Here is a 14,865-nt window from a genome sequence, read left to right as displayed (position 1 = left end):
GCTTCACCGCTGCTCCGGTACCGGATACAGCCGCAGCCGGTGGGCCAGGGCGGCGGCCTCGCCGCGGCCGGTCACGCCCAGCTTGGCCAGGATGTTGGAGACGTGGACGCTCGCGGTCTTCGGCGAGATGTACAGCTCCTCGGCGATCCGGCGGTTGGTGAGGCCCGCCGCGACCAGCCGGTGCACGTCCTGCTCGCGGGGGGTCAGCCCGAAGGACTCCACCGCGGCCGCCGCGGACCGCAGTTGCTCGTCGGAGGGGTCCCGGGCGGGCCCGGGCCCGTCCGGGACGACGACCGCGGCCGGTATCTCCTCGGCGCCGCCGCCCGCGCCGGCCAGGGCGATGCGGGCGCGGCCGGCCAGCAGTTCGATGGTCTCGGTGAGCGGGCGGGCCCCGAGCCGGACGGCGGTGGTGTGCGCGTCGCGCAGCAGGCCGGTGGCGGTGGCCCGGTCACCGGAGGCGACGAGCAGGGCCTCCGCCCAGCGGTGGTGGATCTGCGCCAGTTCGTACGGGCGGTGCAGCGGGGTGAACGCCCGGGCGGCGCCCTCCCAGTGGTCCGGGGTGTCGACGCCCTCGGCCCTGGCCAGCTCCGCCTCGATCAGGAGGGCGTAGGCGGACCAGACCGGGACCAGGACCGGCAGCCGTTTGAGGTGGCCCCGGACCAGGTCGAGGACGGCGGGGCGGCCCGGTTCGGTGGCGGGCAGGCCCCGGGCGTCGGCCTCGGCCGCCGCGACGGCGTGCAGCATCGGGAAGGCGTAGCGCTGGGTGCCGGTGGGGAAGCCCTCGGCGGCCTGCGCCTCGAAGGCGGCGCGCGCCTCGGGCAGCCGGCCCTGCGCCACGGCGATCTGGACGGCGTGGCGTACGGGGTTGATGAAGTGCTGGGGCTGGGGGTCGCTGGAGCCGAAGGAGCGCCGGGTCAGCGCGAGTTGCCGTTCGGCTTCGGCGAGGTCGCCCCGGACGAGGGCGAGTTCGGTACGCCGGGAGGCGACCAGCCCCTGGGACTTGCGGGACAGCGACTTGCGGGCGGCGGCCTCCGTGGTGGCCGCGGCCTCGTCCCAGCGGCCCAGCGAGAACAGCGACATGGCCTGGTTGGTGCGGACCCACGCCTCCATGTCCGCGACGCCGTGCTCGTGGCAGATGCGGATGCCGTGGTCGGCGGCGGCCACCGCTTCGAGGGAGCGGCCCATGGCCTCCAGGGTGGAGGGCAGGTTGATGCTGGCGCGGCCCATGATGTCGATGAGGCCCAGCTCGTCCGCCCGGTCGCGCACGGCGTACATCTCGGCGATGCCCTCGTCGACGGCGCCCGCGTCCGCGTTCAGCCAGCCCCGGGTGAGCCGGGCGTGCAGCTCGATGTACTCGTCGCCGACGAGCTGGGCGTACTCCACGGCCCGTTCGGCGGCGGCCAGGGTCTCGGCGCCGGGGCGGTGCAGGGCGCCCCAGCCGGCCACCATCATCAGGACGTCCGCGTGCACCGCGGACGGGGGCAGGCCCCGGACCAGCCGCTCGGCGGTGGCCAGCTCCTCCCAGCCGTCGCCGCGCGTGAGGTCCTGGACGAGGCGGGAGCGCTGGACCCAGAACCAGGCGGCGCGCAGTGCGTCGTCCTCGCCCTCCAGGATGCGCAGGGCCTTCTTGCAGATGGCGAAGGCCCGTTCGCGCTCTCCGCCGAGGCGGGCGGCGACGGTGGCCTCGGCCATCAGGTCGAGGTAGGTCAGCGGGGTCGAGGTGTCCCGCCCGCAGGACGGGTAGACCTCGGCGTAGTCGATGGGGCGCAGGATGCGGCGGACGTCCTCGGGGGCGTCGTCCCACAGTTCGAGGGCGCGCTCCAGGAGGCGCAGCTGCTCGGCGTAGGCGTTGCGGTGGCGGGCCCGGACCGATGCCTTCAGCACGGCGGGCAGCGCCTTGGCGGGGTCGTGCGCCCCGTACCAGTAGCTGGCCAGGCGGGTCGCGCGCTCGCCGTCGCAGACGAGGGCGGGGTCGGCCTCCAGCGCCTCCGCGTACCGGCGGTTGAGGCGCGAGCGCTCGCCGGGGAGGAGGTCGTCGCTGACGGCTTCGCGGACCAGGGAGTGGCGGAAGCGGTAGCCGTCGCCCTCGGGGGTGGTCAGGAGCAGGTTGGCGCCGACGGCGGTGCGCAGCGCCGCGATGAGGTCGTCCTCGCCGAGGCCGGCGACGGCGGCGAGGAGTTCGTACTCGACGGCGGAGCCGCCCTCGGCGACGATCCGGGCGACCTTCTGGGCGTCGGCGGACAGGGCCTCGACGCGGACGAGGAGGAGGTCGCGCAGCGATTCGGGCAGGCCGTCGCCGTCCCCGTCGCCGCACTCCAGGATGCAGGCCAGCTCCTCCACGAAGAAGGCGTTGCCGTCGGAGCGCTCGAATATCTCGTCCACCAGGGCGGGGTCGGGGGTGCCCGCGAGGATGCCGGTGAGCTGGCGGCGGACCTCGGAGCGGGTGAAGCGGGAGAGCTCGATGCGGCGGACGGTGCGGAGCCGGTCGATCTCGGCGAGGAGCGGGCGCAGGGGGTGGCGGCGGTGGATGTCGTCGGCGCGGTAGGTGCCGACGACGACGAGCCGTCCGCTGCGCAGGGTGCGGAAGAGGTAGGCGAGGAGGTGGCGGGTCGAGGAGTCCGCCCAGTGCAGGTCCTCCAGGACGAGGACGACGGCCCGGTCGGCGGAGAGGCGTTCCAGGAGCCGGACGGTCAGTTCGAAGAGGCGGGCGGTGCCGAGCTCGTCGTTGCCGTCGCGGCCGGTCTCGCCCAGCTCGGGGAGCAGCCGGGCCAGTTCGCCCTCCTGGCCGGAGCAGGCGGCGGCCATCTCGTCGGGCAGGGCGCGGCGCAGGGCGCGCAGGGCGGTGGAGAAAGGGGCGTACGGCAGACCGTCGGCGCCGATCTCGACGCAGCCGCCGACGGCGACGACCGCGTCGCGGCGGGCGGCGACGGCGAGGAACTCCTCGACGAGGCGGGTCTTGCCGACGCCCGCCTCGCCGCCGATGAGCAGGGCCTGCGGCGCACCAAGGAACCCTCCGGCGGCGCCGGAGGGTTCCTTGGTGGCGCGGGTGAGCGCGCCGGTGAGCGAGTTGAGTTCGCCGGTGCGGCCGACGAAGACGGGGCTGACTGACCTGGTCTCCACGGGCCCGAGCATCGCACACGGGTCCGACAGTGCGGACGGAATAAGCCGGGGGCTGAAGGGCCCCCGGCCCCGGTCCACCGCCCCGCCCTACGCGGCGTGCGTGAACCGGTCCCGTACGCCGCCGGTACTCACCGTCCTTCCGGATTCCTTGCGGAGGGTCCGGCGGGAGCGGCGCGCGCGGGTCGCTTCTCCGGCGAGGCGCTGGAGGCCGGCGCGGCGGAGGAGTTCGGCGTGCATGGCCTTGTGGAGTTCGTACTCGAACATCGGGATGTCCCCCTGGGGTGAGGGCCCTCGCGGGCCTCGGTGGCGGCAGTTCCTCTGCCGTGCCACCACTCTCGTCTCCCAGGGGGGTGCGCCGCATCGGGCGTGTTCCGCATCTGTGGCGTACGGGTGCCTTAGGCCCGGGGGCTCACCACCGCTCAGGACCGGTGAAGGCACCCGGACATGCCTTAGGCCGTGCCGCCCGGCGCCCGGAACCGTCCTATCCGGCCGTGGTGGGCAGGGCGACGATGAGGTCGAAGTACATCGCTGCGGAGATCAGCACGCCGAGGGCGCCGAGGGCCAGGCCGCCCCGGGCGACCGCGCGGACCCAGCCGGCCTGCGGCTGCCGGGCCGGGGCGCCGAACGCGGGCCGGACCAGGACGTAGCCGCCGACCAGCAGGGCGAGGAGCCCGAAGAGGCCGTTGACCAGGGCGGTGGCGTGCCAGGCGTCGCCGTATATCTCGTTGATCTGCTGGGCCGCCGAGCCGCCGGACGAGGTCTTGATCTGGCCGATCAGGGTCTCGCGCTCGGCGGCGACCCGGCCGCTCCAGGCGCCGGTGAGGCCGACGACGCCGAGTCCGGCGGAGACGACGGCCGCGGAGGCGGCGGCGAGCCGGCCGGAGGTCTCCTCGCCGGTGTCGTCGTCCCTCTCCTCGACGGCGTCCGCGTCGATCTCCGCGGTGCCGCGGCCGGTCGTGCCGGCCGTCCCGCCGGTCGTTTCCTCGGTCGCTTTCCCGGTCGTCTCGTCGGTCGTCTTCGCGCCGTCGGCGACGGCTTCGGGCGTGGTGGGGTTCATGCGGCGCACGCTAGGTGCCGCAGATGAGAGGCCCCTTAACGCGTCCGGTCGCCCCGGCGGGCGGTCAGTGGACGCGCTCGGCCGGCTCGTCCTCGTACGTCCGCACGCCGGGCACCGGCATCCGTGCCACCGGGCGGTCCGGCGGTTCGATGCTCAGGCGGGGCAGGCGGCGCTCCAGCCAGCCGGGGAGCCACCAGTTGGCGCCGCCCAGCAGGTGCATGAGGGCCGGGACGAGCAGGGTGCGCAGGACGAAGGCGTCCAGGGCGACGGCGGCCGCGAGGGCGATGCCGAACATCGCGATGACGCGGTCGCCGCTGAGGACGAAGGCGAGGAACACCGAGATCATGATCACAGCGGCCGAGTTGATGACCCGGCTCGTCTCGGCGAGGCCCACCCGGACCGCGCGCCGGTTGTCGCGGGTCTCCCGCCACTCCTCGTACATCCGGCCGACCAGGAAGACCTGGTAGTCCATGGAGAGGCCGAAGAGCACGGAGACCATGATCACCGGCAGGAAGGGTTCGATCGGGCCCGCGCTGCCCAGGTCCAGCAGCTCGCTGCCCCAGCCCCACTGGAAGACCGCGACGACGACGCCGAACGACGAGGCGACCGCCGCGACGTTCATCGCCGCCGCCTTCAGCGGGATGCCGACGGAGCGGAAGGCCAGCAGCAGGAGCAGGCAGCCGAGCCCTATGACGACACCGATGAAGAGCGGCAGCTTGCCGATGATGATCTGCGCGAAGTCGTCGTAGCTGGCCGTGACCCCGCCGACATGGGTCTCCAGCGAGGTGTTGTCGGCGGCCTTCGGCAGCACGTCCGTACGCAGCCGCTCCACGAGGTCGCTGGTCGCGCGGGACTGCGGGGCGGAGTCGGGGACGACGGTGACGTACGCGGTGTCGCCTCCGGCGTTGTACGTCACCGGGTAGGCCCAGGCCACCCCGTCGACCGTGCGCAGGGTGGCGGGCAGGGCGTCCATCGCGAGGCGGTCGTCGGCGCCGTCCAGGTGCGCGGCGACGGTCAGTGGTCCGTTGACGCCGGGGCCGAAGCCGTCGGCGAGCAGGTCGTACGCCTGCCGGGTGGTCGAGGACTCCGCGTTGTTGCCCTGGTCGGAGCTGCCCAGGTGGAGCGAGAAGGTGGGCAGCGCGAGGACCAGCATCACCACGGCGGCCACGGCGCCCAGGAGCTTGGGGTGCCGCTCCACGAAGGCGGACCAGCGGGCGGCGAAACCGGTGGGCGTCTCGGGCTGCGGCCCGTGTTCGGCGAGCCGGGCCCGTTCGCGCCGGCTGAGCGCCCGCAGTCCGATGAGCGAGAGGAGGGCCGGGAGCAGGGTCACCGAGGCGGCCACGGTCAGGACGACGGTGAGCGAGGCGGCGATGGCCACGCCGTTGAGGAAGCTCAGCCGGAGGATCAGCATGCCGAGGAGCGCGATGCAGACGGTGGCCCCGGCGAAGACCACGGCCCGCCCGGTCGTCGCCACCGCGTGCTGCGCGGCCTCCGGCACGGTCATGCCGCGCCGCAGCCCCCGGCGGTGCCGGGTGACGATGAACAGGGCGTAGTCGATGCCCACGCCGAGCCCTATGAGCATGCCGAGCATGGGCGCGAAGTCGGCGACGGTCATCAGGTGCCCGAGGAGCACGATGCCCGCGTACGCCGTGCCGACCGAGACGAGCGCCGTGGCGATGGGCAGCAGACTCGCGGCGAGCGAGCCGAAGGCGAGGAAGAGCACGACGGCCGCGACGGCCACCCCGACGACCTCGCTGAGATGCGCGGCGTGCGCCTCGGTGAGCCCGACGGCCTGACCGCCCAGTTCGACGCGCAGATGCGGGCTCCCCGCCGCCTTCGCGGTGTCCACGACCGCCTGCGCCTGCGCCACGGGCACGTCGTCGGCGCGCTTGTCGAAGGTGACGGTGGCGTACGCGGTGTGCCCGTCGGCGCTGATCTGCGCGGCCCCGGCCCCGGTGTACGGGCTGTCGACCGCCCCGACCCCGGGCAGCCGCTCCACGGCGTGCAGGGTGCGGGTCATCTTCTGCTCGACGTCGGTGGCCCGGACCGAGGAGTCCCCGGTGTGCCAGACGATGGTGTCGGTGTCGCCGCCGAGATCGGTGAACCCGCTCTTCAACAGCTCCGCGGCCCGCCCGGACTCGGTGCCGGGCGCCTCGTAGTCGTTGGAGTAGACGGACCCCGCGAACCCCGCGGCGACGGCCGTGCCCCCGAGGGCGAGCAGCCAGATCAGGACGGCGATGAGGCGGTGCGTGACGCACCAGCGGGCGATGGCAGCCAAGGGGACGCGCTCCCTGCGGGTTCGTGGTCTTCCCGACCGGCGGAAGCCGCCCGCGGGAGAACGCATGACCTGAGAACGGCCACTCTCGCAGCCATTCGAGATCATTTGCCCCATTCGTGGGGAGGGTCACAGCGGGCGCATCCCCTTATGGGGGACATCGACACCACCGCTCGCCGGACCACTCCGGCCCCGCACCCACACCGTTACGCACTTCGGCCCCCGCTCCCCCATTCGGCGCGGCTACCTTATGAACCGCCAACTACCGTCACCGGGGGGATCCTTGACCAGCGCCGCGCATCACATCGGACCGGATTCGGCACCCGACCGGTACCGCCTGCTCAATTCCATCGGCAGAGGCGGCGAGGCCGTCCTCTACCGGGCGGAGATCGAGCTGGAAGGTGCACCCGAGACCGTGGTCGTGAAGGTGCTCGACTCCAGGACCACGATCACCGTCGAGCAGTTCCAGCGCCTCAGCACGAAATGGCGGGAACAGGCCGAGTTACTGCGTTTTGTGAGCCGACCGGGGGTCGTCGGCGTCCGCGAGCACTTCGAGGGGCCCCCGATCCACGGCGCCGGCAACGCCTCGACGGCCGCCGGGCGCGCCCTGGTCCTGGTCATGAACCACGTCGACGGGCTGGACCTGCGCGACTGGCGCGCCGAACGGACCCTCGCCTCCCACGCCGAGCGGCGCGAGGTCCTGCGAACGCTGGAGCAGATCGCGGACGTGCTGGACTGGCTGCACAGCGGCCGGGCCACCCCGTCAGGCCGCACGGTCGTCCACGGCGACCTCTCCCCCGGCAACATCATGGTCGACGCCCACGGCCAGGCCACGCTGGTGGACTTCGGGCTGAGCAAGCTCACCGCGGACCACCAGACGGCCGAGGTCTGGTTCACCCCCGGCTACGCCGCCCCGGAGGTCTTCGAGGGCAAGCGGAGCCCGGCCACCGACCGGTACGCGTTCGGCGCGATCGCCTACTTCCTGATCAGCGGCCAGGCCCCGCCCGGTACGCCCGAGCAGCTGCGGGCCGCGCTGAGTGCCCTGCCGGAGGTGGCGGCGGCCGCCCCGGAGCGCCGCGAGCGCATTCTCTCCGTCTGCGCGGCCGGACCGGGGCAGCGGCCGGAGAGCCTGTCCTCCTGGATGAAGGACTTCCGCTCGGCGGTGGTGTCGACCACGGTCACCGGGACCTCGTCGGCGGAGTCCGTACGGGACGCCCCGCCGGCGGCGGTACCGCCACGCCCCCTGGCCCCTCCGCCGGTGGACGCCCCCGCCTTCCCGCCGCCGATCACCGCGTCCCACGACCCCGGGGTGCCGCTGCCCACCACGGTCAATCCGGGACCACCGACCGCCGCCTACGCCGCCGAGCCCTTCCCGGGGCCGGTCTCTGTGCCCGCTCCCGCTTCCGCTGCCGGGCCGCCGCCGAAGAAGCGCCGCCGGCTGCTGCGGGTCGCGCTTCCCGCGGTCGCCGTGGTGGTGCTCGCCGCGCTGGGCGCGTGGGGCCTCCAGACCCTGAACGACGACGGCGACAGGACGAGGGCCGGGGGCACCGCCTCCCCGAAGTCGTCCGCCCCGAAGACCCCGCCCGCGACGGAGGAGGAGACGCCCGGAGCCGAGACCCCCGTGGCCGGGGAGCCGGGCGCGGAGGACGGCGCGACCGACACCGGGTCCCCGGAGGAATCCGGGCCCGGCTCGGTGGACGACGCCTCGGAGGTCTCGCTGACGACGATGCGCACCGTGGCCGATCCGGAGCTCTTCACGGTGGGCTCGGCGAAGATCGACACGCATGTGTACGACGACGCCTACCTGGCCACCCCGGAGTGCACCACGTCGCCGTACATGGAGTTCGACCTCAACCGGGAGTGGAAGACCTTCGAGGTCACCGCCGGGATCGATGACGGCTCCAACTGGGAGTCGGGGCGGCTCACCATCAAGGTGGACGACGAGACGGCCCCCCTCTGGGCGGGCACGATCGAGCTCGGCGAACCGCAGAAGCTGTCGCTGAAGGTGGAGAACCGCCTGCGGCTGCGCATCAGCGTGGACGAGAACTGCTCCGGCGCCGTCATGGCCCTGGGCTCCCCCGTGCTGAAGCGCTGAGACGCACGACGGCGGTGCACCCGGGGCCGGGTGCACCGCCGCGTCACGCGGAAACGCGTCAGCCCTCGACGCCGAGCTTCTCCAGGATCAGCTCGCGCACCCGGGCCGCGTCCGCCTGGCCGCGGGTCGCCTTCATGACCGCGCCGACCAGGGCGCCGGCCGCCGCGACCTTGCCGCCGCGGATCTTGTCCGCGATGGCGGCGTTGCCCGCGATGGCCTCGTCCACGGCGGTGGACAGCGCGCCCTCGTCGGACACGACCTTCAGGCCGCGCTTCTCGACCACGGTGTCCGGGTCGCCCTCGCCGGCGAGCACGCCCTCCAGGACCTGGCGGGCCAGCTTGTCGTTGAGGTCGCCCGCGGCGACGAGCTCGGCGACCCGGGCGACCTGCGCCGGGGTGACGGGGAGCTCGTCCAGCCCGCGGCCGGTCTCGTTGGCGTTGCGGGCCAGCTCGCCCATCCACCACTTCCGGGCCTGGTCCGAGGGGGCGCCCGCCTCGGTCGTGGCGACGATCAGGTCGACCGCGCCCGCGTTGAGGATGGACTGCATGTCGTGCTCGGAGACGCCCCACTCCTCCTTGAGCCGGGCGCGGCGGACCCGCGGCAGCTCCGGGAGGCCGCCCCGCAGCTCCTCGACCCATTCCCGGGCCGGGGCGACCGGCACCAGGTCGGGCTCGGGGAAGTAGCGGTAGTCCTCGGCGTTGTCCTTGATGCGGCCGGCCGTGGTGGAGCCGTCCTCCTCGTGGAAGTGCCGGGTCTCCTGCACGATCGTGCCGCCGGAGTTCAGCACCGCGGCGTGGCGCTGGATCTCGAAGCGGGCGGCGCGCTCGACGGAACGCAGCGAGTTCACGTTCTTCGTCTCGGAGCGCGTACCGAAGGTCTCGGTGCCGTGCGGGCGCAGCGACAGGTTGACGTCGCAGCGCATCTGGCCCATCTCCATGCGGGCCTCGGAGACGCCGAGCGCCTTGATGAGCTCGCGCAGCTCGGCGACGTACGCCCGGGCGACCTCGGGGGCGCGTGCGCCCGCTCCCTCGATCGGCTTGGTGACGATCTCGATGAGCGGGATGCCCGCGCGGTTGTAGTCGAGCAGGGAGTGGGACGCGCCGTGGATGCGGCCGGTGGCGCCGCCGACGTGCGTCGACTTGCCGGTGTCCTCCTCCATGTGGGCGCGTTCGATCTGCACCCGGAAGACCTCGCCGTCCTCCAGCTGGACGTCCAGATAGCCGTTGAAGGCGATCGGCTCGTCGTACTGGGAGGTCTGGAAGTTCTTCGGCATGTCCGGATAGAAGTAGTTCTTCCGGGCGAAGCGGCACCACTCGGCGATCTCGCAGTTCAGCGCGAGGCCGATCTTGATCGCGGACTCCACGCCGATCTCGTTGACGACCGGCAGCGCGCCGGGCAGCCCGAGGCAGACGGGGCAGGTCTGCGTGTTGGCGTCCTGCCCCAGCTCGGTGGAGCAGCCGCAGAACATCTTCGTCTTGGTGCCGAGCTCCACATGGACCTCAAGGCCCATGACGGGGTCGTACGTCGCGAGGGCGTCCTCGTACGACTCCAGGTCGATGACAGTCACGGAAAACTTTCCCTCTCAGCCCAGCAGTACGTCGTCGTCGCCGAGACGCTTCAGTTCGCGATACAGGATCGCGAGGCCGGTCACGATCGCCGCGGCGGACACGGCGGCGTCGATGAGGCGCAGCGTGTCGTTGTCCGAGCGGGCCAGCCTGGCCTGCTTGGCGACGCTGAGCGCGCCGAAGGCGGTGGTGCCCATCGACACGTACAGCCCGGTCTTCGACTTCTTGAAGTTCTTGGCCTTCTTGGTCATGGCGGCGCTCATAGCGAAGGAGCCTCCTCGATCAGCGGGTGACCCCACTTTTCCACGAAAGCGGCCTCGACGGCGGCTCCGACCTTGTACAGCCGGTCGTCCTTCATCGCGGGGGCGATGATCTGGAGCCCGACGGGCAGGCCGTCCTCGGGGGCCAGGCCGCAGGGCAGCGACATGGCGGCGTTGCCGGCGAGGTTGGTCGGAATGGTGCACAGGTCGGCCAGGTACATCGCCATCGGGTCGTCGGCGCGCTCGCCGATCGGGAAGGCGGTGGTGGGCGTGGTCGGCGAGACGATCACGTCCACCTGCTCGAACGCCTGCTCGAACTCGCGCGTGATCAGCGTGCGGACCTTCTGCGCGGAGCCGTAGTACGCGTCGTAGTAGCCGGAGCTGAGCGCGTACGTACCGAGGATGACGCGGCGCTTGACCTCGTCGCCGAAGCCGGCCTCGCGGGTGAGCGCGGTGACGTCCTCGGCGGACTTCGTGCCGTCGTCCCCGACGCGCAGGCCGTAGCGCATGGCGTCGAACCGGGCGAGGTTCGAGGAGCACTCGGACGGCGCGATCAGGTAGTACGCCGAGAGCGCCAGGTCGAACGTCGGGCAGTCCAGCTCCACGACCGTGGCGCCGAGCGACTTCAGCAGCTCGACCGACTCGTTGAAGCGCTGGACGACCCCGGCCTGGTAGCCCTCGCCGGAGAACTGCTTGACGACGCCGACGCGCATGCCCTGGACGGAGCCGTTGCGCGCGGCCTCCACGACCGGCGGGACCGGCGCGTCGATCGACGTCGAGTCCATCGGGTCGTGCCCGGCGATCGCCTCGTGCAGCAGCGCCGCGTCCAGGACCGTGCGGGCGCAGGGGCCGCCCTGGTCGAGGGAGGAGGAGAAGGCGACCATGCCGTAGCGGGAGACCCCGCCGTAGGTGGGCTTGACGCCGACCGTGCCGGTGACGGCGGCGGGCTGGCGGATGGAGCCGCCGGTGTCCGTGCCGATGGCGAGCGGGGCCTCGTACGCGGCGAGGGCGGCGGAGGAGCCGCCGCCGGAGCCGCCGGGGATCCGGGTGAGGTCCCACGGGTTGCCGGTGGGGCCGTAGGCGCTGTTCTCGGTGGAGGACCCCATGGCGAACTCGTCCATGTTGGTCTTGCCGAGGATGACGACGTCGGCCGCCTTCAGCTTCTGCGTGAGGGTCGCGTCGTACGGCGGGACCCAGCCCTCGAGGATCTTCGAGCCGACGGTGGTCGGCATGTCCTTCGTGGTGAAGATGTCCTTGAGCGCGAGCGGCACGCCGGCCAGCGGGCCCAGCTTCTCGCCGGCCGCCTTCTTGGCGTCCACGGCACGGGCCTGGGCGAGCGCGCCCTCGCGGTCGACGTGCAGGAAGGCGTGCACCTTCTCGTCCACGGCGTCGATCCGCGCGAGGTGGGCCTCGGTGACCTGGACGGCGGTGAGCTCGCCGGAGGCGATCTTCGCGGCGATCTCGGCCGCGGTGAGCTTGATGATGCTGCTGATGTCGGTCATGGCTGCTAGTCCTCCCCCAGGATCTGCGGCACCTTGAAACGCTGCTGCTCCTGGGCCGGGGCGCCGGAGAGCGCCTGCTCGGGGGTGAGAGACGGACGGACGACGTCCGCCCGCATGACGTTCGTCAGCGGCAGCGGGTGGGAGGTCGGCGGTACGTCTTGGTCGGCGACCTCGGAGACGCGGGCGACCGCGCCGATGATGTCGTCGAGCTGTCCGGCGAAGTGATCGAGCTCTTCGCCCTTCAGCTCCAGACGCGCCAGCCGGGCGAGGTGGGCGACCTCCTCGCGCGTGATGCCAGGCATGCAGCGATCCTCAGGGGTTGGTGTGTGGTTTGCCGGGGCCGGCGGCACGTCCCCACCGTCCGTCCGAGGACGGGCCGCGCGGCGTCTGGCGCGTGCGCTCGCAAGGCGCCGGAGCGCCCTTGTGGCGGAGCCACTCGGGCGTTTCGGCAACGCGGCGAGCGTGCGTGCCAGGCGTCGCGCGGCAGGTGGAAATGTGCCGCCGGCCCCCAATCCTATGGGGTCGGCCACACGGCTGAGGACAGGGTTTGCAGGGGGCCGCTCCGTCGTCTGTACGGGAGGCCGCTACGTCGTCGCCGGACGCGGGCCCGCCGGGCGGCCCGAGGGGCGCTGTTCCAGCTCGGCCGCCGGGGCCGCTACGGGCGCCGGGGCGGGAGCGGGGGCGGGCGCCCCCGCCGCTGCCGCGAGTTCGGCCGGGCGGCGCCACCCGTGCTCGCCCCGGGCACGCAGCCAGGCGGTGGTCTCCTGGGGCGGCATCGCGGCCGCCACCAGCCAGCCCTGGACCGCGTCGCACCGCAGGTCACGCAGCCGCTCCCAGGTCTCGTCGTCCTCGACGCCCTCGGCCACGACCAGCAGGCCGAGCGAGTGGGCCAGGTCGATGGTGCAGCGGACGATCTCGGCGTCCTCGTGGTCGATGGCGAGCCGCGCCACGAAGGAGCGGTCGATCTTCAGCTCGCTGACCGGCAGCCGGCGCAGATGGACCAGCGAGGAGTACCCGGTGCCGAAGTCGTCCAGGGACATCTTCACGCCGTGCCCGGTCAGCCCGGCGAGCGTGTCCGCCGCGCGCTGCGGGTCCTCCAGCAGCACGTGTTCCGTTATCTCCAGCTGGAGAGCGCCCGCCGGGACGCCGTGCCGGGCGAGCCGGGCCGCGACGCCGCCGGCGAACCCGGGGGTGTGCACGTCGCGCGGCGACACGTTGACGGCGACCGGGACGAAGAGGCCCTGGGCCCGCCACCGGGCGACCTGGGCGAGCGCCGTCTCCAGGACGTACTCGGTGAGGTGCGGCATCAGCCCGGAGGACTCCGCGATGGCGATGAACTCGTCCGGGGGCACTCGTCCGCGCTCCGGGTGCACCCAGCGCACCAGCGCTTCGAGCCCGGCGACCTGGCCGTCGAAACGGACCTTGGGCTGGTAGTGCAGCTCCACCTCGCCCGCGTCCAGCGCGCGGCGCAGGTCGCCGAGGAGGCCGAGCCGGTCCGGGGTGTTGCTGTCGCGCTTGGACTCGTACACCTCCACACCGGTGCGGTCCCGCTTGGCCTGGTACATCGCCACGTCGGCCCGGCGCAGCAGCCCCTCCGCGTCCACCGCGTGGTCCGGAAAGACGGCGACGCCCGCGCTGGCCTCCAGGACCAGGGTCAGCCCGTCCAGGTCGAGCGGGGACGACAGCTCGGCGACCAGGTGGCGGGCGACGCGCTGGGCGCTGGTGGTGGAGTCGGCGGTGGGCAGCAGGACCGCGAACTCGTCGCCGCCCAGCCGGGCCGCCTCCGCGCCGCGCGGCAGGGCGAGCCGGAGCCGCTCCGCGATCTGGAGCAGCAACCGGTCGCCGGCCAGGTGGCCGAGGGTGTCGTTGACGGCCCGGAAGCGGTCGAGGTCGATGAGGACCAGGGCGACCCGGTTGCCGACGCCCTCCGCCTCCTCCAGCGCGGCCCAGGTCCGCTCCAGCAGCCACTGGCGGTTGGGCAGCCCGGTCAGCGGGTCCTTCAGCTGCTCCTCGGCCCGGGCGCGGGCGATCCACAGCGTGGAGTCGAGCGCGATCAGCGGTACGGCGAAGAGCGGCAGCAGGACCGGCCGGGCCATCGCGACGACGCAGATCAGCGGGGCGATGCCGAGCAGGGCGACCGCGACGAGACCCTGGCGCAGCATCGCGGTGCGGGCGACGGTGGGCAGGCCACCGCCGGGCTGGGCCCGCGAATACCACAGCAGGACCCGGGTCACCAGCAGATAGGCGGAGGCGGCGAGCAGGACTTCGGGGACGGCGTCGATGCCCCAGTCGAGTGGCCGCCAGGGCGTCTCGACGGACGGCACCTCGCCGAACGCGGCGAGCACCAGGGCCGCCGCGCCGACCCCGAGGATGTCCACGGCGCCGTGCAGCAGCCCCTGCCACCAGCGGTGTCTGCGGGCCACGCCGACGAGGACGACCACGACGAGGCTGACCAGACCGGCGGGCACCCAGCCGTACAGCAGCAGGACGGCCAGGGTGAGGGCGGCGCCGGAGCCGGTGCCCCCCCACCAGCGGTCGCGGCCGAGCGCGACGAGGTGGCCGACGACGATGCCGGTGAGGACGGCCAGCGACCAGCCGGCCCGGCCGTCCGGGAAGAGGGCGCGCCCCTCGCCGAGGGCCCGGGAGAAGCCCGTCGCGAGCTGGATCGTGGCGAGGGCCAGCAGGACGGCGCCCACTTTGGGCGCGGGTCCCGCGAAACCTTGCAGCCGCGCCACCGGTGCGGCGCTCTCGGTCGGTTTCATTCCGTCCCTCTCACAGCCGGCGATGCCGATGTCACCCGATGCATGCGTTCCGGGTCACGACGCGTCCCGGCCCCGCCCGGTGGCCAAGGTCGAGGGCGCGTCTGACCACAGTAGGCCGCGGAGGGCTGCTACGGGCAGCGGTCTACCGCTCTTGCCCGAATGCGAACCGACTGTCCGTCAGCATCTGGTATGCGCCGATCGGGTGAGGCCGGCCGCGTGCCGGCGGCCG

Annotated in this window: 10 protein-coding genes; 1 reads left to right on the top strand and 9 read right to left on the bottom strand. The window is 73.2% G+C overall.

Features of this window, described 5'->3' with window-relative positions; all coding sequences use genetic code 11:
- Positions 1-3: 3 nt before the first annotated feature.
- From G3I41_RS12375 to G3I41_RS12365, 4 genes are all read right to left on the bottom strand, one after another.
- Positions 4-3,132 (bottom strand): helix-turn-helix transcriptional regulator, encoded by a 3,129-nt coding sequence (locus G3I41_RS12375; protein ID WP_164400259.1) that lies wholly within the window; start codon positions 3,130-3,132, stop codon positions 4-6.
- Between the two features lie 75 nt (positions 3,133-3,207).
- Complete coding sequence (locus G3I41_RS36375) at positions 3,208-3,384, bottom strand: hypothetical protein (protein WP_203600831.1); 177 nt, start codon at positions 3,382-3,384, stop codon at positions 3,208-3,210.
- A gap of 217 nt (positions 3,385-3,601) precedes the next feature.
- A complete protein-coding gene (locus G3I41_RS12370) occupies positions 3,602-4,177 on the bottom strand; it encodes a hypothetical protein (protein WP_164400258.1) in 576 nt (191 codons plus the stop codon).
- Between the two features lie 64 nt (positions 4,178-4,241).
- Positions 4,242-6,455 (bottom strand): MMPL family transporter, encoded by a 2,214-nt coding sequence (locus tag G3I41_RS12365; RefSeq protein ID WP_164400257.1) that lies wholly within the window; start codon positions 6,453-6,455, stop codon positions 4,242-4,244.
- Between the two features lie 280 nt (positions 6,456-6,735).
- Here G3I41_RS12365 and G3I41_RS12360 point away from each other — a divergent pair, with 280 nt between their 5' ends.
- Complete coding sequence (locus tag G3I41_RS12360; RefSeq protein ID WP_203600829.1) at positions 6,736-8,547, top strand: protein kinase; 1,812 nt, start codon at positions 6,736-6,738, stop codon at positions 8,545-8,547.
- Between the two features lie 58 nt (positions 8,548-8,605).
- Here the strand turns inward: G3I41_RS12360 and gatB are convergent, their stop codons facing one another.
- The 5 genes from gatB to G3I41_RS12335 all read right to left on the bottom strand — a co-directional run bounded on the left by gatB (position 8,606) and on the right by G3I41_RS12335 (position 14,636).
- The gene (gene gatB / locus G3I41_RS12355; protein ID WP_164400255.1) at positions 8,606-10,114 is read right to left on the bottom strand and encodes an Asp-tRNA(Asn)/Glu-tRNA(Gln) amidotransferase subunit GatB; all 1,509 of its coding nucleotides are present in this window, start codon (positions 10,112-10,114) and stop codon (positions 8,606-8,608) included.
- Positions 10,115-10,129: 15 nt separating this feature from the next.
- A complete protein-coding gene (locus tag G3I41_RS12350; protein ID WP_203600854.1) occupies positions 10,130-10,363 on the bottom strand; it encodes a hypothetical protein in 234 nt (77 codons plus the stop codon).
- Positions 10,364-10,371: 8 nt separating this feature from the next.
- A complete protein-coding gene (gene gatA, locus G3I41_RS12345) occupies positions 10,372-11,874 on the bottom strand; it encodes an Asp-tRNA(Asn)/Glu-tRNA(Gln) amidotransferase subunit GatA (protein ID WP_164400253.1) in 1,503 nt (500 codons plus the stop codon).
- A 5-nt stretch (positions 11,875-11,879) separates the two neighbouring features.
- On the bottom strand, positions 11,880-12,176 hold the full coding sequence (gene gatC, locus G3I41_RS12340) for an Asp-tRNA(Asn)/Glu-tRNA(Gln) amidotransferase subunit GatC (protein ID WP_018102521.1): 297 nt from the start codon (positions 12,174-12,176) through the stop codon (positions 11,880-11,882).
- A gap of 282 nt (positions 12,177-12,458) precedes the next feature.
- A complete protein-coding gene (locus G3I41_RS12335) occupies positions 12,459-14,636 on the bottom strand; it encodes a bifunctional diguanylate cyclase/phosphodiesterase (RefSeq protein ID WP_164400252.1) in 2,178 nt (725 codons plus the stop codon).
- Positions 14,637-14,865 lie beyond the last annotated feature (229 nt).

Source organism: Streptomyces sp. SID9727 (assembly GCF_010550605.1).
Taxonomy (GTDB): Bacteria; Actinomycetota; Actinomycetes; order Streptomycetales; family Streptomycetaceae; genus Streptomyces.
The sequence above is the reverse complement of the archived record's forward strand: the minus strand, read 5'-3'. Positions and strand labels throughout refer to the sequence as shown.

Coding starts and splice junctions, on each gene's coding strand:
- gatC (WP_018102521.1), bottom strand. CDS start 12,176: ATGCCTGGCATCACGCGCGAGGAGGTCGCCCACCTCGCCCGGCTGGCG.
- G3I41_RS12335 (WP_164400252.1), bottom strand. CDS start 14,636: ATGAAACCGACCGAGAGCGCCGCACCGGTGGCGCGGCTGCAAGGTTTC.
- G3I41_RS12375 (WP_164400259.1), bottom strand. CDS start 3,132: ATGCTCGGGCCCGTGGAGACCAGGTCAGTCAGCCCCGTCTTCGTCGGC.
- G3I41_RS36375 (WP_203600831.1), bottom strand. CDS start 3,384: ATGTTCGAGTACGAACTCCACAAGGCCATGCACGCCGAACTCCTCCGC.
- gatA (WP_164400253.1), bottom strand. CDS start 11,874: ATGACCGACATCAGCAGCATCATCAAGCTCACCGCGGCCGAGATCGCC.
- G3I41_RS12370 (WP_164400258.1), bottom strand. CDS start 4,177: ATGAACCCCACCACGCCCGAAGCCGTCGCCGACGGCGCGAAGACGACC.
- G3I41_RS12350 (WP_203600854.1), bottom strand. CDS start 10,363: ATGACCAAGAAGGCCAAGAACTTCAAGAAGTCGAAGACCGGGCTGTAC.